This is a genomic window from Aequorivita antarctica (assembly GCF_007997155.1).
GTDB classification, from domain to species: domain Bacteria; phylum Bacteroidota; class Bacteroidia; order Flavobacteriales; family Flavobacteriaceae; genus Aequorivita; species Aequorivita antarctica.
Genome location: NZ_VORT01000007.1, coordinates 191771 through 213355, shown reverse-complemented (window position 1 = coordinate 213355; position 21585 = coordinate 191771). Strand labels below are relative to the sequence as shown.

Annotated in this window: 20 protein-coding genes and 1 pseudogene; 2 read left to right on the top strand and 19 right to left on the bottom strand. The window is 34.6% G+C overall.

Annotated elements, in window-relative coordinates:
* Positions 1-12: 12 nt before the first annotated feature.
* The 19 genes and pseudogenes from ESU54_RS11425 to ESU54_RS11340 form a co-directional block, all read right to left on the bottom strand.
* Entirely contained in the window at positions 13-732 is a 720-nt protein-coding gene (locus ESU54_RS11425; protein ID WP_111844851.1) for a hypothetical protein, read from the bottom strand.
* Between the two features lie 15 nt (positions 733-747).
* The gene (locus ESU54_RS11420; RefSeq protein WP_111844852.1) at positions 748-1323 is read right to left on the bottom strand and encodes a carbohydrate binding domain-containing protein; all 576 of its coding nucleotides are present in this window, start codon (positions 1321-1323) and stop codon (positions 748-750) included.
* An 11-nt stretch (positions 1324-1334) separates the two neighbouring features.
* A complete protein-coding gene (locus ESU54_RS11415; protein WP_111844853.1) occupies positions 1335-7091 on the bottom strand; it encodes a hypothetical protein in 5757 nt (1918 codons plus the stop codon).
* Between the two features lie 12 nt (positions 7092-7103).
* Positions 7104-7694 carry a hypothetical protein gene (locus tag ESU54_RS11410; RefSeq protein WP_170253276.1) on the bottom strand — a complete coding sequence of 197 codons (591 nt, stop codon included), beginning with the start codon at positions 7692-7694 and terminating at the stop codon, positions 7104-7106.
* A complete protein-coding gene (locus ESU54_RS11405) occupies positions 7687-8160 on the bottom strand; it encodes an OmpH family outer membrane protein (RefSeq protein WP_160113285.1) in 474 nt (157 codons plus the stop codon). The genes ESU54_RS11410 and ESU54_RS11405 overlap by 8 nt, the downstream gene beginning before the upstream one ends.
* Positions 8161-8406: 246 nt before the next feature.
* The gene (locus ESU54_RS11400; RefSeq protein ID WP_146744003.1) at positions 8407-8823 is read right to left on the bottom strand and encodes a hypothetical protein; all 417 of its coding nucleotides are present in this window, start codon (positions 8821-8823) and stop codon (positions 8407-8409) included.
* Between the two features lie 52 nt (positions 8824-8875).
* Positions 8876-9835: a hypothetical protein gene (locus ESU54_RS11395; RefSeq protein ID WP_146744004.1), complete on the bottom strand. Its 960-nt coding sequence runs from the start codon at positions 9833-9835 to the stop codon at positions 8876-8878.
* Positions 9822-10346, bottom strand: coding sequence for a hypothetical protein (locus ESU54_RS11390; RefSeq protein ID WP_111844858.1), 525 nt, complete (start codon positions 10344-10346; stop codon positions 9822-9824). The genes ESU54_RS11395 and ESU54_RS11390 overlap by 14 nt, the downstream gene beginning before the upstream one ends.
* 1 nt (position 10347) lies before the next feature.
* Positions 10348-11526 carry a PilN domain-containing protein gene (locus ESU54_RS11385; protein WP_111844859.1) on the bottom strand — a complete coding sequence of 393 codons (1179 nt, stop codon included), beginning with the start codon at positions 11524-11526 and terminating at the stop codon, positions 10348-10350.
* Positions 11526-13439, bottom strand: a complete 1914-nt coding sequence (locus tag ESU54_RS11380; protein WP_111844860.1) for a type II secretion system protein GspD — start codon at positions 13437-13439, stop codon at positions 11526-11528. The genes ESU54_RS11385 and ESU54_RS11380 overlap by 1 nt, the downstream gene beginning before the upstream one ends.
* Positions 13436-14836 carry a GspE/PulE family protein gene (locus ESU54_RS11375; RefSeq protein ID WP_235004591.1) on the bottom strand — a complete coding sequence of 467 codons (1401 nt, stop codon included), beginning with the start codon at positions 14834-14836 and terminating at the stop codon, positions 13436-13438. Before ESU54_RS11375 ends, ESU54_RS11380 begins: the two co-directional genes overlap by 4 nt.
* A complete protein-coding gene (locus ESU54_RS18180) occupies positions 14823-14954 on the bottom strand; it encodes a hypothetical protein (RefSeq protein WP_262510807.1) in 132 nt (43 codons plus the stop codon). The genes ESU54_RS11375 and ESU54_RS18180 overlap by 14 nt, the downstream gene beginning before the upstream one ends.
* A 30-nt stretch (positions 14955-14984) precedes the next feature.
* Positions 14985-15329 (bottom strand): annotated as a pseudogene (locus tag ESU54_RS18260) (prepilin peptidase); the annotation flags it as partial.
* Positions 15329-15766 carry a type IV pilin protein gene (locus tag ESU54_RS11365; protein ID WP_111844862.1) on the bottom strand — a complete coding sequence of 146 codons (438 nt, stop codon included), beginning with the start codon at positions 15764-15766 and terminating at the stop codon, positions 15329-15331. The gene ESU54_RS11365 and the pseudogene ESU54_RS18260, both read right to left, overlap by 1 nt.
* Positions 15767-15795: 29 nt before the next feature.
* Complete coding sequence (locus ESU54_RS11360; RefSeq protein WP_111844863.1) at positions 15796-16935, bottom strand: type II secretion system F family protein; 1140 nt, start codon at positions 16933-16935, stop codon at positions 15796-15798.
* On the bottom strand, positions 16925-17404 hold the full coding sequence (locus tag ESU54_RS11355) for a hypothetical protein (protein WP_111844864.1): 480 nt from the start codon (positions 17402-17404) through the stop codon (positions 16925-16927). Before ESU54_RS11355 ends, ESU54_RS11360 begins: the two co-directional genes overlap by 11 nt.
* Positions 17394-17750 carry a hypothetical protein gene (locus ESU54_RS11350; RefSeq protein WP_111844865.1) on the bottom strand — a complete coding sequence of 119 codons (357 nt, stop codon included), beginning with the start codon at positions 17748-17750 and terminating at the stop codon, positions 17394-17396. Before ESU54_RS11350 ends, ESU54_RS11355 begins: the two co-directional genes overlap by 11 nt.
* The gene (locus tag ESU54_RS11345) at positions 17747-18967 is read right to left on the bottom strand and encodes a bactofilin family protein (RefSeq protein ID WP_146744005.1); all 1221 of its coding nucleotides are present in this window, start codon (positions 18965-18967) and stop codon (positions 17747-17749) included. The genes ESU54_RS11350 and ESU54_RS11345 overlap by 4 nt, the downstream gene beginning before the upstream one ends.
* 1 nt (position 18968) lies before the next feature.
* Positions 18969-19727, bottom strand: coding sequence for a toxin-antitoxin system YwqK family antitoxin (locus ESU54_RS11340; RefSeq protein WP_111844867.1), 759 nt, complete (start codon positions 19725-19727; stop codon positions 18969-18971).
* Between the two features lie 217 nt (positions 19728-19944).
* Between ESU54_RS11340 and ESU54_RS11335 the strand changes: the two genes are divergently transcribed.
* Positions 19945-20910 (top strand): RHS repeat domain-containing protein, encoded by a 966-nt coding sequence (locus ESU54_RS11335; RefSeq protein ID WP_146848125.1) that lies wholly within the window; start codon positions 19945-19947, stop codon positions 20908-20910.
* 126 nt (positions 20911-21036) lie between these two features.
* Entirely contained in the window at positions 21037-21498 is a 462-nt protein-coding gene (locus ESU54_RS11330; protein WP_146744000.1) for a hypothetical protein, read from the top strand.
* The last annotated feature ends 87 nt before the right edge of the window (positions 21499-21585 follow it).

Here is a 21585-nt window from a genome sequence, read left to right as displayed (position 1 = left end):
TATTGTTTTTGGTTAGTTAGCGGGAAAAAATTCAAAATCTTTGAATTCCTTCCCCAAAATAATGTTGTTATCTTTTATGGTAAAGTAGCGTTCCTTTTCAAAGAAGCTATTTGTTGTCTTATATTTGATATTTCGATATTCCACTTCAAGTCGGGCAACATCATATAGTTTTTCTGATTTTTTTTCTTCATAGATAGAGAAATCCTTGACCTGGGATAAATAAAACACCTGTTTTATAATTTTACCATTTTTAGTATATATTTTCATTTTCGCTATGTCGCTGTTTTTTTCAGGATTGGCATACATTTCAATCACCTCATAGCCTTTTTCATTAATTATCAATCCCTCACAATAATATTTGAGTAATTGGGAAACATTATCTATAAACATATTATTAGAATAATCCTCATTAGAAACACCAATAGTTATCTCTTTATCTTCATGATTTAACTTCACGAAAAGATTATCACCAATTAGCAATTCCATTGCTCCAATTTTTTGATAAAAACTATTTCCTTTCTTTGCGTTAATGCCTGAATAATTTTCAAAAACCTTGGTGCCTTCCATGCCTTTGTAAAGCCGATAATTAGTCTCCACCTCAAATTCCTGTTTTCCAAATGTGCTTTCAAAAGATTCTTTCAATAATTTTTCAGAGGTTTGGCCAATAATGTTCCCTCCCAAAAAAATGAGTACAATTACAACAACATGCTTCAAATATTTTTTTTCAATCATAGCTATCAATGGAATCTAATCTGAAATCGAGTTTTTGGATCTTGTTTCTTGTATTGTATAAAAACCACGTTCTGTTTCTTTTTTGACACGTATTAAACCACCTTCTTTGTCGTATTCATAAAGAGTAGCATAATTATTTTCATCTAGTTCTGCCATAAGCCTTAAAGAAACTGGATCGTATACAAACGATTTTAAACTGGAGTTAAATGGCTGGATTCTTATATCATCAAAAAAAACAGCACTACTTACATCATTGCTTTTCAAAATAAACTCAATTCTGGTATAACCAATCGGAACTACAAATTTTTGAGAGATTTTTTGCCAGCCTTCTATAATTGATCCGCTTGGAAAAAAACTGTACTCCTCCAAAAGATTAGACTGTTGATCATAAAATTTTATTTCGATTCTAGGATTGGAGTATGAAATTTTTTGTTCATAGCCATCTTCTTTTGCCCAAGCACTTAGAACGTATTCTTGTTCAGGTTCAAGTTTGATTTTTATACAATTGCAGTCATTTCCCGTTACCTGTGTGTAAGACAGTAAAGGAAATAATAAAAGAATGCTGTAAAGACTTATTTTAATATATTTCATAGTAGATTATTTTATTCGTCACACCCAACTATTTGAGTAGTACTACAATTTGAGGGGTCCTCCGTACAAATTGTATAGCTATACAAAGGATAACCGTCAGCACTACCAGTATGTTCAATATAAATATTATCTATTGCTGTTTGATCATTGGGATCTAATGGACTTGAAAAATTATAAAGCTGTACTTGACCACTAGTAAAATTCTCGATTTCAATACTTGTTATTAAACAATTTCCCAGTTCGTCATTTCTCAATATATATCTTTTCCTATCATTTCCAGTCGAACCATTTACAATACAATTATCTTCTACGGCCTGGATAGGCTCACAATCATCGCATCCATATGCTGGATCTATAATATAAGTCAAAGATTTTCCAGCCTCAATCCGCATACTACTTTTACCAGTATGTGATTCATTGGGATCTATGGATGCATTTTGATTTTGAGCAATAGCCTGTGCAAAGCTAAAATGATCTTGTTTTTTTAAACCGCCTTCAACTGTGTAAGATTCCATATTATCATATCCTATCTCTTCGTATTTGGAATTTGAAGCTACGGCAATAGGCATAGTTGCGGCATAATCATAAATGGCAGCTGAATATCTCTCAAGGGCATCTTTATTTTCAAGTTCTGCTCCTAAAGGACTATATTTTGTAACCTCGCTGGCGGCAGTCCAGTTCGTATTGTTAATTTGCCAAGGTGCATTTACATTATCTTTTCCATAAAAAGGCATATATTCTTCCATATAACCTTCTTTTCTTGGATGATATCCTTGAGAGCCATTGTTGCGCCCTGTTAGGTATGCATAGGACTTGACTGGTCTAAATTCTCCCAAAACATTATAGACGTATGGATTGTAGGTTTTCTCTGGGTCAATTTCCGTAATATTTTGATCTCCGTCCAGACTGAGAATATCCATCTGGGGCAATCCATATTCACATTGACTGTCCCAGAAATCACTAAATTCTATAGCACTACTGTTTACCACATTTGTACCAACCCATTGTGCTGGGGGCAGAATGTTTGTTAGATGTCCACCGGAAGTTGCAAATGGTATAGTTTGAGTAGTGACACTAGCCATTGAAGCATTCAAGTTATTTCTTTTTCCAGAACGGGTTATTTTAAACTTTGAATCATTGATATATCCCCAGTCGCCATCGCTATCCATCAATTTGATTTTTGAGCCGATAATCGATACTATCCAATATTTATCGTTTTGTCCTTCTATGGCAAGTTCATCACCTAGATTCAATAAACCTATAATGTTATTGCTCGGATTAAATTCATCCTGAACGGTATGTTCCTCATTGGAGTCAAGAATAATCTTGCCTTTTAGTCCAATATTTTGTGATGCGCTTCCCATATTCTTATAATACCACCTAGAAGGATAATTGAAGCTGTAATAATTTTCATCGTATTCATTACTTACCTTGGTGAGTAGTACCTCTCCAGTATCAGCACTCCAACCCAAATTTTCTGTAGAAACTCTGGATCCAAGGTCGTATGCCACTTTTTCAAGTAGTATTCCATTGGTATGGACAACCTTAGTTGTAGACGCCATTTTTAATTGGGTTTCATGTCTTCTCAAGTTTGGAAATATTGATGGTATTGGGATTGGGAAACCAAAAAATATAGTTGGTATAATTGCAACGTTTCCATCGGCACCCAGCACTTCTGCTTTAGATTTGCTCATTCTGAAATCGTTGATCATATCATAATTTACTCCAAGGAGTTCTTGATGAACAGCCCCATCATCATCTATTAAATCCAACGTATTGGAAAGCTTGCCATTTCCATCAACGGAATAATTATAATCTACACCTGAAATAAATTCTCCCTCTCCCTGTCCCTCTGCTTTAACCCTTTGTGATTTCATTTTGCCATTCATATCATTGGTATGAACAACAAACCCTTGGGACATAGTAAGATGGTTTCGAGTTCTTACTTTTAGAAAATTTCCTAATACTCCGGTTTTATCAAATTCAATGGCGGGATCAGTGTAGTCCGCAATAACAGGAAAATCAAAAGATGTATAAAATGTAGTTACTACTTCACCAGTTGCGTGTTTTGAAATTGTTTTGGTTGGGTTTCCTTGCGTATCCAGAATATCCTTATTAAGATTTTTAACCTTAACGCGGCTATAGGTTACCTGTGCGGCTGGAAAGAAAGATTCTCCCAATGGCTTTTCAATATAGTTTGATTCTTTTGGCGCAATTACTTTAACGGGGTCATCGAATATTGGTAATACAAATGGATTTTCTTTACTGCCATTTGGTTCAAAAGTTGCTACGCCGCTGCTCTTTCCTTCTTCAGTAAGATAGGAATATTCTTGCCCGTACATATTTTTATACAGGTCATTACCAGGCTTGTTAACCATAATATTCCATTGGTCATTCAAAGTAATCTTTTTTACCCGGATGCCACCTCCAAATTTGAAGCCTGAGGGTTCGTATAATCTTATCCAAGATTTTTCGGGAACAAACGTACTTGCAATATCCTTGGCCTTGAGGGCTTGATTTGGACCTCCGAAAATATTGAGCATGCTACCAATACTGCTGACAAGGGCTTTGGCAGCACTTGCCAAATTAGTTTCATCTACTGAAGCTGACAAACCATATGCCTGTCGGTTCAAATATTTTCTAGCAAAATACCAACCAGCTTTGGAAATAGGGTTTACTAATTCATTTGATCCAACTAATCCACCTTCTTTATCTTGAAAAACAAGAGGTAATGCAGCATAATTTCCTTGAGGTAATTCAACAATATCAATTCCACTATCTAACCTTAAATAACCAGTTACATAATCATAATCTGGCAAACCGATATTTTTGGTCATATTTGTAAGCACCCTAAAATACATTAGATTATTATCTGAATATCCTATATCCCCATTAGCTCCAGAATTACTTTTTATATAGTCTCTCCTAAATTCATTAACAGAATACCCCGTAGGCAATTCATCAGGAAGTTTTACGTATATATATTTCATTGGACCATTTCCATCATATAACCTATTGCCTTCTAACTGTGACGGACTAGGGTCATTCGTATTTCCTGCACCCACCAGTTTAAACATCTGCATAGCCTTTCTGTTCTGCACAAACTGATAATCATCGCTTTCGGTTTCGACAGTAAGTTTCCCTCCAGAGGGGAGATCTATGGATTCCAGTGTCCAGGCGGTTGCATTTAAATCTGCCAGAGATTTGTCTTGTTCTACAAAGGGAAACTCGGTAGGTGTTAAATTTCCTTCCACTATATCACAAGTGCTTGAACCTATATTTTTCTTATAATTTCCCCAAATATCATAACCTTTAAGATTGTAGGTGTAATTATTTTTATAGTAGAATCTGTATGGGGTGTATTTACCCATTTTAGAATTTTGATAGGTAAAATAAACTTCATTAAGGGTTAGCTTGCCTTCGGAAGAATTTGGTAATCCTGGACATAGAGTATACGCATAATCGAAATGGGCAGTTTTAATAGGAATGGCATTTATATTCGTTGTTCCACTCACACCATTTATGTAATATTCTGTCAGTGTATATAACTTAATACTATCAAGTTTTTTCATTCTTCCACTTCCCTCACTTCCTTCTGGACCATTCACTCCTTTGGCATCATCTCGAGAATTTAAATGGAATATAGCAACATGGGTTTTGGTCTCGATTTTATCGACATACTTTATTTCCTTTTCACCATAGATATAGTTTCCTTTTTGATCTTGGTGATCAGTATTGAGACCAGCATTAAAGGATGCGGTTTTGGTACCATATGGAACTCTCCATTTATAATCGTTTGTGGCCGAGTAAGTGATCTTAGTATAAGATCCCAAATCATCCATAGTGGGCCCGTCATTTTGTAGATCTTCGTAATCTTTCGAAAGAACTGAGGTCAATAAATAGCTATGTGCATAGCTTGGAGTTATTACTTTATTATAGAAGTGATCTCTTCCTTGGGAATTTGAAGTTCCATCGTCACTATTTTCATACGATACTATTCCTGTACTGCAATCCGAATTATTACCGCTTACAGCAAAGGTAGCCTCAACCTTTTTTGTGTTATATGCACTTTCTCCATAGATATATCGTGATCCGTCATCCTTTAAAACCGATATTCCAGCGGTATGATGTGCCTTAACAAAATTCTCCGCTCTTTGTGATATCAGACCTTCTTTTCCTGCCTCAGCATTGGTAAATTTTTGAATACCATTGGTTCTATCTTCTCTATTATTTCGTTTTATTCTATTCACACTTGAAGAACCAGAACCTTCATATTGCAACTTAGTTGTTCTTTTGAAAATGCCCCCACCGATTCCTATTCTAAGTGGTGAGTCTGAATAATAATTATTGTTGGGATCAGAGTATTCTCCATCAGAGCTTATATCTCCGCTCATTTTATAATAAGTAGGCTCATAAGCTGCATCATTTTCACTATCTAATTCAAATCTGGATAAAGCAGGATTTGTTGATACTTCCCACCGTCCGGAAGTGCTAGTCGAGGGATTAACTTCTATATCCAAACCAAAATGGACATATGCACCTAATCCTAGTTCTCCACCAAGAGCTGCGCCATCACCTGTAGTAGATACATAAGTATCATATAAATTTCCAACTTGACTACGATACGGACGGAAACCACCCTGCAAACCTTGTCCGGCAACCATGTAGCTATCGTAAGTGTAATTTGTCGGTGCAAGGGCTTTGGTGTTTTCATTCACTATCCTGTCCTTTTCCCTATTAAAATCTAGAATGCTCTGACCCACCAATGCATTTTCAGTATTTTCATAACCGTATGCTGATATATTTTTGAGCTTTTCAGGATCACGCAATTGTTGGATTGATCCCCAAGCTGTGATTTGTCCCTGAACTTCTACTCCCCAAATTTCTCCACCCAGAGCAAAACTGAAACTTAAATTTGTATTATTGAAACTCAACTCATTTTTTGGAGTAAATGTTAAATAATCATTTAAGGGAATGTTACCGCTAATACTATTTCCATGATTTAACATAGCCACAGTTTTATTTGAGAAATTAGTAGTACTTTGATTATATGAAGCAGATACATTAAAAGAAGAAAGACCTTTTTGAGAATCATAAGTCACACCAATATTTCCTGTTAGAGATTCGACATTTCCCATACTAGTCTTATTCTTACTTGAAAGGGAAATTCTTGGAGAAACCGAAGCTCCGCCTTCAGAAGTACCACCCAATTGCATACCAATACTGACTTGATCACTAATATCAAAGCTGGGGCCAAGTGAAGTATTAAATGAAATGCCATTATAATTGTTATATACTACACCAATACCAATTCCCAAAGAAAGAAAATCATATCCAAATAAGGGAAATCGCACATCAGCGTTTACCCCAATACTAACGTTGTCCTTTACATTATTTTCATAAATCATGTTATCTCCGTCAAAATCATCAGGAATCCCCCGTACATTTCTATTAATTTGACCAACATTCAAATTCCAACCCAGTCCAACCCAAGAAGCTTCCTGATCCATAGTAACGCCTGAATCGTAGGCTAAATTCAAAGGATATCCTCCCACATCCATTATGGGGATGTTGTAATTAAAGTCCCCAGTGGAGAGATTTACCATATCCGATGTGCCAATGGGTGTAAAAGAATTAAATTCCGGTTGCGTTGGTCCTCCTGTAAGTGCATACATATTGTTGGGCTGCACAATGGATACAATCATTTGGATTGCCAAATAACTGGCAATGATCTTTGAGAGGCGGCTGTTTCTTATTTTGTGTATCATGGATAAATAAGTTTATGTCTTAAAGGGCAATTCATTGAATTTGAACTTAAAAATACCGTTGTTGAACAAACGGTCCTGATATATAAGCTGGATATTTTCAGAAGGATCGATATTCCCAAAATAAAGAAGAACTCGCTTAAAAGGACTGACCTTAAAATGGCGCTCAAACTGAACGCCAGAGCAAGGTATGGTATCATTCTTAGTAGTTACGGCCATAAAGTCCCTACTTATAGTCGAGGCCATATAGGTAACTGATTTGTCATAATCCAATGCAGTATATTCCTCCTTTAAAAGATCGTCCTCATTGATCTGTTCAAATTCAAATTCAATGATCCTCTCCCTATTATGATTTTTGGAGAGTGAATCAATACGGGAAAGATTTTTATTCCCTTCGCTCTTTAATAGATAGTATTCGTTCGGGACTTCTGTAGCACTATAGTGGATATCATTGACAAAGTGGGTGATGCGCTGTGATTTCCATCCTCGGTTTTCCAATTGAAAAAGCTTGTGTGAAATAACATTATTAGAATCTTTTTCTTCATTTCCAGAGTTACAAGAACCAAGAAGGATGATAATAATAAAGTATATTATTTGTCTATTCACCTTCATACTTTTTGTTTGCAAATTCAATAAAGTTCTGTGTAACATCGAGCTCCTTTTGGGCATACATTATGTTGCCATTTCCCTGTGTTCCCATGATCAAGGTATAATTGTTCTGAGTGCCATATTCCTCGATATAGGAATTGATGCGAGACCATACTTGTTGGCTTACATTGTTCGTGAAATATTCACCCATCTCCTTGAGTTTGTTGTTCTCGAAAACGAAACGGCGCTGCAATTCATCATTAGGATTATTTTTATCGGAATCTTGCAGTATGGCAATGATACTGTCTACAGTCTTTTTTTGTTTTTGGAGGTTTTTCTGGTGTGTCCTATCAAGATCTTTGGACATATTGAAGCTGGAGAAAACCTTTATATTATCCACGTAAACCACGTCAGGATTAACTTTACCATAATAGGTGTAAAGGAAAAAAAGTGCGAGAGATAGCAGTGCGATCGTGTTGATCACACTCAAGAGTGATGGTTTTATTTTCAATTTTGTAGGTTAGTTAGTTAGTTTTTCTCTATGTTATCTTAAAGTGAAAGTTGAAAACTTATATTTTAAGAGTCAAAAATGATTTTATAAATAGAATGATGAACTAATTGGGGTGCAACTAAATTAATAATTTTTTTAACAATTCCAAATTTTTTTTGGCAAAAAATTAACTAAAAAATTCTTCAAAATCTTACCCTATTGATAATAAGCGATTTAATCTTACTTTTTGACGAAGATTTTTTTTTCATTTCCAAAGAAAATTAAAACTGAGTCTTGATAAATTTCCTTTATTTCAAGACCTTCAAATTTCTCCCCTTTTCTAATACGTTCTAATTTGTTGTTGATTTTAAATAATAATAGAGAGCCATTGCTTTTTTCTCCCTTCAAAAAACCATAGTACTCTATTGAAGGCCATATCAATTCCCTTACTTTCATTACTTTTCGATGAGGCATTTTTATAGAGACCTCCTTCTTTTGTATGGTATATTTTCCCAAGAATGGATCTCGAAATATTGTAGGTAAATCAAATACTTCTTCTTTTTCAGTTTTAAAATTTACACTTTTAGGAACTACCGTTGTTGAAATGGAATCAACTTCTTTTTTTCCAAAGAAGCTTGAAATAAGTTTATATCCCACTACGGACCAAATCAACAATAGTGAAATAATTAAAATTTTATTGATGCCGGACTTACTCATTGACTGTCAGCTTTCCATTTGAATTAAAAGTTCCAATATTCCCTGCGGCATCCTCACCTTTTACTCTCCAGTAAAAAGTGCCACTATTGTTAAAATTATAACTAAAGGTTGTCGGAATGGAGACTCCACTTTCAATGACATTCACAAACGAGGAATCAGTTGCTATTTCATAAACACTTGTAATTGTTGAATCGATAACGCCGGGGTCATTGCCGAAATCCCAAGTAAAGACAATTATGTCGGAAAGATTAAACTCCTCTTCAAACTCAGGTGTTAAAAGTGAAGGGATGGGTGGCATTACAGTATCAATATAAAAGACCCGTGAAAAAAAAGCTGTCTGACTATTTTCATTTTTAGCTTTTACACGCCAAGTATATTTTGCATCACGATCAATTACATCCCCATTCAACGTCAGAGTGGTTTCAGTAAGTCCTTCCTGTAGACTGACTGTGATAGAACCCGAAGTCGTTTCCCGAAGCAACTCAAAGGTGTAGGATGTAGCAGATGGCACTGAGCTCCATGTAAAAATAATTGAGGTATCATTGGTATAAATGTTATTGGAGGGGCTATTGAGTTGGACTGCTTGATTTGTAAGATCAGACGATGACACCACCTCAAAATTAACAGGAAAATTATATTGTGTTTGGTAGGCCTCATTTTGCCCTTTTATACGCCATTGGTAGGAATCACTAGATAAGAAATTTACAAAGGGAGAATTATCCACCAGTGTATCCATTATCAGTAGGTTGCCTTTGTAAATCTGTATGTTGTAGTCATTGGCGCCGTCAATGGCATTCCATAAAAACTGGACCGTATTTCCTTCAACGGTACTGCCTTCATTCGGACTAATGATGGTTATCTGCATATCGGTAATATCCTTTTCTAAAATATCATCACAGGAAAAAAATAAAATCGTTAAAACAAACACACTTAATAAGCTACTTTTTTTCATAATTCTGGAATATAATTTCATTGTACAATTCATTTTTGGATGTTTTGGCATTTCGTTCAGTATGAAAAACCATACTTGCTATTCGGGCATATTCGAAATCCTTTTCAAACTCATAGATTGTTTTAAGAAGACCGTTAAAATCCCCTTGCAACAAAATAACATTAGAGTAAATAGTAAAATAATCATCATTTGAAACATGCAGATTCTCAATTTTTGAAAGAGTCATTTCCTGAGATCTTGTACTGAGGAATCCCAATATCTCATTTTGTACTATAGCCGGATTCTTCGTGCTTTTTCCAATCGTATTATCGAGGATACTGACCTCTTTTTTTATATTCGATAATTCCATTAAGGAATTTGAACTCTCCTTTATATTCTTTACAGATTCCCTATAGAGGCTAATCGTTTCAATAGTGCCTTTAAATGAGCGATTGTATGCGGTGAAGCTTAGTATTACCACGAAGACAAGTAGCCCATAAAATTTCTTTTTATAACTAATATTCTTGAACATATTATAGATATAGGTTCAACTTAAACTTGTATTCATTCTTTACGAATGCGTATGACGATACTTCCACTTTTTTTATCCAATCGTAGTTATTGAGCAATTCTACCCATTGGGTAACACTGGAATTTGATGGTGTTACACCTTCTATTTCAATAATATTGGGTTCAATACGGATTTTTTCGTTTGGATTGATCGGTTTTTTTGCTGGAAAGACCTCAAGTTTTTCAAGTAGAATAGTTTCTGGTAAGCCTTCCGCAATCTGGGCTATATAGAAACTTAGTTCATGTTTGCTTCCCAAACTTGAATTTGCAATAATGCTCGTTTTATATTCCCTATCTTTTTTTAATGTAGCTATCTGATCCAGAACCTGAGCATTCAACATTGCTTCCTGTTGAATTTCTGAACTCTTTTGGCTATAAACTGATTTTACCATATAACTTATAGAAAGGAGTATAAGAAATGTAACCAAAATGCCTTTGCCCATTACGGTAAAAGCTTTCTTATATGAAAATGATTCAGAATAAGCATCAATATTAGTCTGATAGTTTTTTTCTATATTATCGGGATTTAGGAAACATAAAAATCCAGCAAATCCTAATATATGGGTATTGTATATAATATCCTCTCCAACTTGAATTTCCTGCGTTTCGTTACTCTCAGCATTGTCATTTATTGATAATAAGGTATTGGTTAAATCATATTCAAACTCTGTGGTTTGAATTTTTTTTGGCTCCATCAATAGAGGAGCGAGACTCTCAAGTATGAATGGCCCAATGGAAAAATCCAAAACAGTGTAGCCTTTTTGAAGGATCTTATTTATATAACTGTCCAAATCATCTTTCCGAATAAGAGAAACAAGTGTTTTTGTCGGTTTGGGATATTCAAGAATATAATAACCTTCAGGATCCTTATTAAAAAGTATTTTATCAATATAATTAGCCTCGATGGCCATAATCTTGCTTATAATTTTTTTACCTGTAAATGCTAAAATCACTGGCACATCCTTTTGCAATTTTTTAAAAAGCTGATCAATCCCATAAATACTTTCCTGTTCCAAAATCGTAATCTTCGATTGTTTTTTCTTTAACCGAAGCACATGATATACTGTTTCTTTCTCCGAAATATGGACATGGATCGAATAAAACTCTTTAATCAAATACTTATTTGCAAAAGTCTGTATCATTAGTAAACAATCGTTGGTTTTATAAATACGTGCAACTTCGATTTAGATCTGGATTTTCGTTTGCTACTAAAAAACCATTTAATTACAGGAATTCTTGACAGAAAAGGTGTCCCAGAACCTGAATTCTGTCTATCTAGTTCATCCAACCCACCCAATAAGATCATTTCGTTGTTTTTCACTCGAACCAAAGATTCAAAGCGTTGAGTAGCTTTATCAGGTGGAGCATCTTCTCCGGCCCTGCCCAAAAAAGCACTTTTTTCAACGTTTATATTAAGTGTAACCTGCTCATCTTTGCTGACATAAGGTTTTATGAAAACACTTAGGTTGGCCTCTGTAGGCTTCCATACTCCGGATTGTAATATATTTTCGTTAATTCCAGATGTGATTAATTTATTGGTCTGTTCAAAATAGTAATTTGTCTCTCCTATCGATACGCTTGCCTCATGGCCACTTAAAGTTGCTATTTTTGGGGTGGACTGTACGTTTATTATCGAATTACTTTCAAGGGCTGAAAGATTTGCATAAAAGCGCTCCGTAACCTTGCCCAAATTAAAAATTCCGAAACCATTAAAGCTATCGATCAAATTATTTATGGAACTTGAATTTAATGTAACGTCTGTACTTGGAAACAATACTCCTGAAGTTTTGACATCCTTGCCTTCATCTCCAATAATTGCTTTTAGACCCGTTTGAATATCATAGGATTTTTGATATTGGACAATCAATACCTCTATTTGGACCAATGGCACCACCTTGTCGATCTCACGCAGATATTCTTTTATTTCCTGAATTTTGGGCTTGGACCCAGAAATCATAATCCCATTGAGTTCCATTACTTCCTTTACTTCTACATTTTCCAACAAAGCCTTTGGTAACGTTGGCAAAACCAATTCTATGGTTCTGTTTTCAAGCTGAACCAATTCCGTTATACGAAGGCCTTCAGTATTCTGCTCCCCAATTAAATATAGATCATCCATTTTTTTGAAAGTATATTTCTTCCCTTTGAATATATGGTTGAGCAGATCGTCAAAGCTTATTTCATTTGCAATTAAGGTGGTGGTCTCATCTCCCATGGGATTATAGAAGAAATAGCTTATTTTTAAAAGGTCGGCCGCTTGAAGGATGATACTTGTTAGATCTGATTGGTAAGCCTTTACGGTTAAGTAACCATTGGGGTTCAGTGCTACAGTAAGATCCCCAGAACTCTGAGGTGTTTTGGAGATATTCCCTTTTGTATTTCTACGACTCTTTGTGTCATTGACAACCTCAATATTATCTTTTCCCAAAAAATAAAATCCATTTTCGTCTATTGTCAAGGTCAATTGATTTGACTTGGCGAGCATATCCATTACCTGATCAAATGGTCTATTGAGAATGTAGGCCGAGACTTTCAGTTCTTTGATGTCAGGGGCCAATACAATATTCTTATTGGAAATCTCTGTGATTTTTTGGGCAACCCTTGGAAGGGAATCATTTTTAAGTTTAACGGAAAGAAAGTTGTTTTCGGGATTGTAATCAATATCTATTGGTGTCTCAACTTTGGGAGGCTCTATCTTTACTATTGGTTTCTTCTTGTTGAAAGCTATAATTCCATTCATAAAGGTTACTTCTAAGTCATATTTCTGAACCAAAAACAGATATACGTCCTTAACGTCAACATCGAAAAAATTACTGTTTACAATTTGATTCAAATCATTGTCAACACTCACGTTCAGTTTATGTTCTTCCGCAATAGAAGTAATAAAATCATATAACGACAACCCCGAAATATCAATCCGAATTTTTTCATTCAGACCGTTTCGGGTTTTGGCAATTTCACTGAGTTGACCTTCAATATTTTTAATATCTGTAGTTTGTGAAATAACAGATACGGAAAAGGTAATAGCCGCGATAAAAAATAAAAATTTGGTCATACGTTGTTCTTGTCTTCAATTAATATTGGATATACTTCCTCAAATGTGGTAATCCCCTTTTTTACAAGGTCAAATGCTTTCTCTGATAATTTTTTGTAGTTCAGTTCATTAGCCATGTTACTATTTCCCGTTTTAATCAGATCGATTATCTTTTGATCCACGGGTATCAATTCATAAATAGCTACTCTTCCCTTGTATCCCGTGTGGTAACATTCATTGCATCCAATTGGTATGTAATGCTCAGGCAAATCCTCATATCCTAAAATGCTATTCCCTTTTTCTTGAGACAATTTTTTACAATGGTTGCAAAGTTTGCGGACAAGCCGTTGTGCAACCGATATTCTTAGGGTTTCCGCAATCAAGAAAGGAGGAATTCCCATGTCCATCAATCTTGAAAGTGTACCGACAGCAGAATTGGTGTGGATAGTGGAAAGAACCAAATGTCCAGTCAAGCTTGCCCTTATTGCCATTTGGGCAGTTTGTTCATCCCTGATTTCTCCTAGCATTATTATATCAGGATCCTGTCGTAAAAAAGTTTTTAATGCACTGGCAAAGGTCAGTCCTATTTCTTCTTTCAACTGGACTTGATTGATACCCTCCATGGTATATTCAATAGGATCTTCTATGGTGAGAATATTTGTTGTCATTTTGTTCAACAACTTAAGAGTTGCATATAATGTGGTGGTCTTTCCCGATCCAGTAGGGCCGCTTATTAAGATAATCCCCTTGGTAGCGTCCACAGCCTGTAAATATGTATTTTTCTCATCCTCGCTCATTCCTAGCATTTCAATGGAAAGATCAGAAGTGTCCTTTCCCAAAATACGCATCACAATCTTTTCTCCGTGCAAAGTTGGAAGGATTGAAACCCTTATGTCAAAGTCGTTATAATTAATTCGTCCGTCTTGAGGCAATCTTTTTTCAGAAATGTTGAGATTGGACTTGATCTTGATTTTATTTACCAATTCGGGATAATCCTCAATTTTTACTTTATACCTTTCAATCAATTTTCCGTCAATTCTGAACCTTATTCTTGCCGCATCCCTAAAAATTTCAAAATGAATGTCACTGCTTGAATTCGATTTGGCTTCCCAAATCAAATTTTCCAAAAAATCGTTTCCCAACTTGAATTCGGTTCCCGCCACTTTATTTCCCTCTGAACGGTAATATTGGGAAAGCGCTTTGTTAATGGCATCGTTTCCCCATGGTTCCAATACGACTTCCGTTCCCAAAAGAAGCTCAATCTCTTCGGGTGAAACAGTTCCATAATTACTTTCCTTAATGTATAGCGTAATGATCTTGTCTTCCATCTTTTTGGGAATAATCCCATAATGAAAGGCAACATCAGCTTGGATTAGCTGTTGGTTCTCTGTTGTCAGGTTTATATTATTGGTTTCCAAAAGTATTTATAATAATAGGGTTGTAAAATAGATCCAGGTTCAAGCTGAGCGAAAGCACTTTTAAAACAATCAGATGACCTGATAAAATTCCGGCCAAGGGAATAAGTTTTGTTTTCATCAAGTTTTTGAATAGCATAAAAAAAATCAAGGCTATTATCATCCCACTTATGAAAAACAACATATAATTTCGCAAAGAGAACAGAGGTGCAACGGCAAAAAAGAACAAAACATCACCCAAGCCAATACCTTTCGTTATCGCCTGTATATTTCGATTTTTCAGTGTTATATAAATCCATAGTAGAACTAAGACCGATATCAGAAAAATACTTGTGTAAAATAGTGGGCTCAGGCTTTTTTGATCTTGCCACAATAATAAACAGCTACAAATGAACACACCGATTACGAGAAATACATGAATGGCCCTGTATTTAAAATCCTGATATATTATGGCGGCTAATGAAACGCCCAATATTATATTTAAAATTATGACCATCAATCCTTGGTAACTTCTTTGAGCAATTTATCTTCGTCGATTTCCCAGAGATTGAAAGTACCGTCCCCGTCAAAATCTGATAGGGCTGTTGCTCTAGCCTTAAAGTTATTCGTTCCTGCCTCAATAATTTCAATGTTATAGACTGCTTGCCCTCCTTTATCGATCCCCAAGGATGGTTCAAAACCTAATTCCTCGAAACTGGAAGAATAACGGGAATAACGATAAAAATGGCTTTTCTCCAGTGCATATAAATGGTTTAACATGGTTTGGGCTTCTATGGCTTTCGCCTGACTTATTACCGAAGTTTGATTGGGTAGCACCATTAAGATCAATATCCCAATAATGCATAATACTATAAGGATTTCGGTCATCGAATACCCTGGAAGAAAAAACTTATTTTTCGGCTTTTTCTTTAAATCTATTTTTTTTAAAAACATATGGTTAGGTATTTTGTATTTATAAAAAATTAATGCCCTCCTATCACTTCACTTAAATCAAACATGGGTGCATACATAGCCACCATGATGACACCCACAATTCCTCCAATAAAAAGAATGAGCATTGGTTCTATTATTGTGCCCATTACTTTTGTTTTATGTTCTACTTCGGCGTCATAATGATTGGCCAGTGTAAGAAACATTTCATCCAATTGGTTCACCTGTTCGGCAACCTTTACCATGGAAATAATGTTGGTATCAAAAATCTTAAACTTGGAAAGTGACTCGCCAAGAGCAATTCCTTTTGAAATGTCTTTTTCTATCACATCAAGAGCCTGCTCAATTGGATAAAAGGCTATCATTTTTTTTACCAGCCCAATGGATTCCACCAAAGAAGTTTTGGATACCAAAAGCAGCGCCATGGATTGACAGAATCGAGTGATGTAGATTTCTTTTACAAGTTTCCCAAAAAATGGAATTTTAAGTATTAGACCAGTAAATCTTTTTTGAAAAGCTGGCTGTTTTTTTATTTTTTGAAAAGTAAATATTGCAGATCCAATTATCAAAAGAAACACAATTAGTATTACATTGAAGTTTTCAGAAAGGGAAATCACATAACGTGTAAGTGTGGGCAGTTCCCTATTGAATTGATGAAAAACGGATTCAAACAACGGCACAACATAGGTCAGCATAAAATAAAGGGTTGCCAAGGTAAGTACCAAAATAAACGCTGGGTAGGTAAGTATGGATATTATTTGCTTTTTGAGTTTCACCTTACGATTGAAATACTTTTGCAGCTCTTCCAAAATATTGTCCAAACGCCGTGTTTCCTCACCAATCTTAATACTAAATATTTCATAAGGTGTAAAGTTTCCCGATAGTTCCATAGCCTCATAAAACGCTTTTCCTTTAATCACATTTACCAATAATTGATCTATGATATTCCTGATATATTCATTTTTTTGTTGATCCCTTATAATAGTAAGTGTCGTTTTAAAATCTATACCTGCTTTTAGTAATGTTGCCATATCCTTATAGATGAAAGCCTTCTTTTTTGAGTTTAATTTTTTCGAAACGAAATAGTTCCTTTTCGTCAAAGAAAAAGAAGTGTTCTTTTTTATGGAGACAGTTTTTCCTTTCCCTTGTATTTGACCAATATCAATACTCATTTTTCAAGTTCAGATAGTTTGAGAAATATTTTTTATAGGCAAATAAAGAGACGTCGTTTCCATATAGCTCAGCATTGACCAAAACATTTTTTATTAAATTTTCTGAATTCTTAGGCAAGTCAGAATAAAGAAATGTAAACGTAACTCCCTTGGATCGAATGGAATCCCGTGTAATGCTATTTTCTCTGTACAAATATTGTTCTCCCTGTCGATAGACCACAGAAGTTTCATCATAAAATATTACTGTAAATTTCCCTCCATTTGTGGAGATTATTTTGTCCGCTTTATAAAAATCTTCTTTTAGCCTTGTATTGAATGAGGCCATTTCAAAATTTTCTGTTGTCATTAATGAATATTCCGTCATGTTTTTTGAGAAATAGCCATATACCACATACACCATGCTTACGATAATGCTCATCAAAGCGAGGTTAATGATCATTTCCAAAATGGTAAATGCCTTAATTTTCATGACCTTCAATTTTATATAAGAGCATAGGTAATATCACGGTGTCTTTTTGACTTATGACTAAAAATTCGATATTGCTTAAGCTTCCGCCATCTTCTTTTTTAGACAACCTTCCTGCTATACTATAATCTTTGTATTCCCTGTTAAAAGGTATAAAGTCACTTTTCAGGGAGGTTTCTTCCATAAGTTTGCTTACTTCCATGGACCATTCGTATTTCTTTATGGGAGGTGTTTGGTCAATAATTCGACTGTACACCAATGTTGCAATTAGTGAACATATAGTTATGATAGTTATGGCAATAACTGTTTCAATTAATGAAGAACCCTTTATTTTATAGTAAGCCCTCATATTTTTTTTATGATTAACGGTTCTTTGCTTTTAAAATCTTCCAATAATGAAACCTGGAAATAATTCGCTGGTAATTTGTCCGCGAGGATCTTACCATTGAAAATTAAATTGTCGTACTGGCTGTTGTCCGTCTTATAAAGCAAAGCTGAAGCAAAAACACTTCCTTTTACTGTGCCATAAAGTGATAATTTCCCATCACAATAAACATCTCCTGTTATTTCGGCATCTTTCTCTATTATAAGCGTGTTTTTGTTTTCATCAATGAGTCCGTTGCCATATAAAAGTACCGTGCCTTCAATGACAGAATTTTCTCCCACAATTATTTTCTTTTCGGTTGATGTGTCATCTGAATCCACTACTAGAACGGAAGGATAATTAAGTTTGACATCCTTCTCTAATTCAATTTCATGGGTCGAGAAGACTTGAACATTCCCTTCAGTTCCAGATCGGAAAACAACCTTTGGTGCTTCAATAATAATATCTTCCAATATGGCAGAGGGCATAATGGAAAGTGTATCTTTAGAACGCACGATGATATTTCCTTTTAGTTTGATGTTTTCCAAAATGTTTTCTACCTCGATTATCTTTGTTATTCTGTCAAACGAATTTATCAAGGAGGCTTCACGAATATCTTCTAGCAATAAAAGTTCATATGCTTCGGGATAGCTAATTATAAAGCTCTCAACGTGCGGCAAAATTTTATCTGACCGGAAAACAGTTCCCGTAAACTTTGGTTCATAAAAACCACTATTTCCAGTAATGGTCGTTTTCTTTAACCCATAACCAGATATAAAAATATTGCCATTGATCTCGGTTTTTCCTGCAATCTTAAATTCGCTATCATTATCGCGCAGATAAAGAGCAGGGGCAGTATTTAGATGACGATCTGCCATTAGAATATCCTGTCTTACAGAATCCCTTTTTGCCATGCTTATAACAGTGTATTTTCGGAACACACCCCACGAGGTCCCCTCAAAATAAGTCTTAATGTCATTCTCTTTTGGAAAGAGAAAAACTTCTCTCTCGTTACCAAGGGTGTTATAATTGGCCTTTAAATATTCCAATGCTGAATCATTATTTGTTAATAATCGTTGGCGCAATTCAAAATGACTTTCTATATTTAAATTAAGTGAGAATGTCAATACCAAGGAATAACAAAGAATTCCAATGACCAAGGAAATGAAAATAGCGTATACCAACGAAGCCGCACGTATCATATCAGTTCTTTATATCCTTGTCTTCTTTTTTGTTACCCACTTTCTTTCCAAAGATTCTTTGAAAAAAATTTGGTTCATTATCTACATCTTTATTATTGGACTTAATTTTTGGATCCTCACTTTTCGGTTTCTTTTTTCCGAACAGTCTTTTAAAGAAACTGTCCTTTTCGTTTATAGCTGTGGAATCTTTTTTTCCGAACAATTTTTTGAAGAAACCTTTCTTTCCGTCAATTGAATCTTGTCGCTTTTTAACTATTCTTGGATGTTCTTTGAAAGCCCGACCTTTTTTATACCAAGTTGTGTCTTTGGTTTTCAAGTTTATCCAAACACCTATCTTAACATTATCCCTGTATTTTCCAGTTATTACCAGTTCTCCCATCTCATCGTAATAGGTATATGGTCCGTATTTTACTCCATCCACCCATCGGGATTCCTCCATAATTAAACCATTCGGGTACCATTGTTTCCAAACACCTTTTTTAAGGCCGTATTCAAATTCACCTTTCTCTGCCAAACTGTTATCCGTGTAGTACTTTACGTACTGAAGATGAAGCAGTTCGCCAGCCGCGTTGCCGATTGAATTGTGTATTTCACCCGATTTATACCAAAAATATTCTTTATTTTGATTTGCCCTTTTTTTCTTTAGGGAAACATAAAATTGAATATCATATTCTTTAGTCCGAATTACTTTTTTTTGAACTGGATCCCCATTAAAGCTGAAAAAAAGAAATATTGAAACTGTGAAAAATAAAAACTTCATAGACGATCTGACAGGTGGATAGATTTGTTTTGGGGTTAAATATATATATTAAAATGTTAAATTTATTAACATTTAAAAATATTTTTTCCATTTTAATTTTTCCAAGAACTATTTAGTTCTATTTTTAGACCATTAAACCTATTAATGACTCGAAAAGGTTCTTTTTTTGGTTTATAAAAAGGTCAAAAGTTCTTTTAAATAGTGAATTGAGTGAATATTGAATTACTATCCCTTCGGCATGTTACAGCCCGGGCGGCATGCGAACACATCTGACTATCGTTATGGTTTCCAAGGACAGGAGATGGACGATGAAATAAAAGGCGAAGGAAATTCCATTAATTATAAATTTAGGATGCACGACCCGAGGGTGGGAAGGTTTTTTGCTATGGATCCTTTGACATCTAAATATCCTTTCTATAGTCCTTATTCTTTTAGTGGAAATAGGGTTCTTGACATGATTGAGCAAGAAGGTTTAGAGCCAGATTTGCCAGAATATTTATGGTCGAAAAGCAAAGGGTACGAATTTTTGGGAGATTATTATAATCAAAATACCACAATTCAAGTTGTTCAGGGGTATTGGGTTCAATCTTATATGGATAATGAAATGAATGATAAATATCAATATTACAATCCTGAAAAGGAATCCTGGTTATCTTTCTATCCTGTAACACCAACCAGTCTTTATAAAGAATTGAGCGATTTAGCAACTGAATCGATTCCAGATGCAGGAGAAATTAATGCTCAAGGAAGTGTTAAAATTGGACCAGGAACAAGATATACTTTTGGCGTTTCGCTTTTCCATGCAGATGATGGTTTTGCCCTAGGTGTAAACCACGGCATTGAAGTATCTACCGATAATAGTTTATACTCTTTTGATGGTTTAAATATTAATGTATTTTATGCACATTATGGAAAAGAGTTGAGTACTTCCGATTTTAGTGGTAGAGAAAAAAATGTTTCAGGTGACATTCCTCTTGAGCTTTTCAATTTAGGACTGAACTATGCTGAATCGGAAACTTATACTGGTGCGGGCTTAAACTTTAACACACTTAGCAAACCCAGTTTTAGTATGGGAATTACAGAGTCAATTATGCTATTTGAGCAAAATGGGAATGGCATTTTTAATAGCCCAAATATAGAAGAGGACCTATCTGCAAAACCAGAAGAAGATGAAAACCCCTAATTTAATTATTTACATATGGTCAGTATTTTAGTATTACATATATCGATAACTCTAATTTTAAGCTTATTGGTGTTCGTGATATTTTCTAAGTTTAACTTAAATAATAAATTAAAAAATAAAACTAAGTTGAATATAAATTATGGAGGAATACTAATATTAATAATAATTCTTGTCTTCAATTTTATTCTAAAACCAAATGTGCTTGATAAAATTCAAGGTTATCGTATTTTTACCAATTTTGATAGTAAATCTATTAATAAAATCTATCTTGAAAGGTTACAGAGAAATGACCATGATGGCAAAATTTATTATGACAAGAAAGAATTTAAATTTTCTAAAATAGATACTATAGAATCATTGCTTTCTGAATTAAAAAAGATGAATTTAGGATTTCCCGAAAGAGTAAAACCTTATGGTTTCAGATGGGTCGGAAAAATTACTTCTATAGACTCAAGTGTGTTTTATTTTCAACTTATCCAGAACGAGGATGATATTACAATTATCCCATATTATAAAAATGGGGTGGTTTCATTTTACAGAAATGATAATCTATCAATATTTCTAAAATCCCTAAAAGAGATTGATTGATTGAAATTTGCAAATTACTATTTGTGAATATTCTAATCGTTTTAGGTTTTTGATTTTAAGGAATTTTAAATGGTTTCAAATAAAATC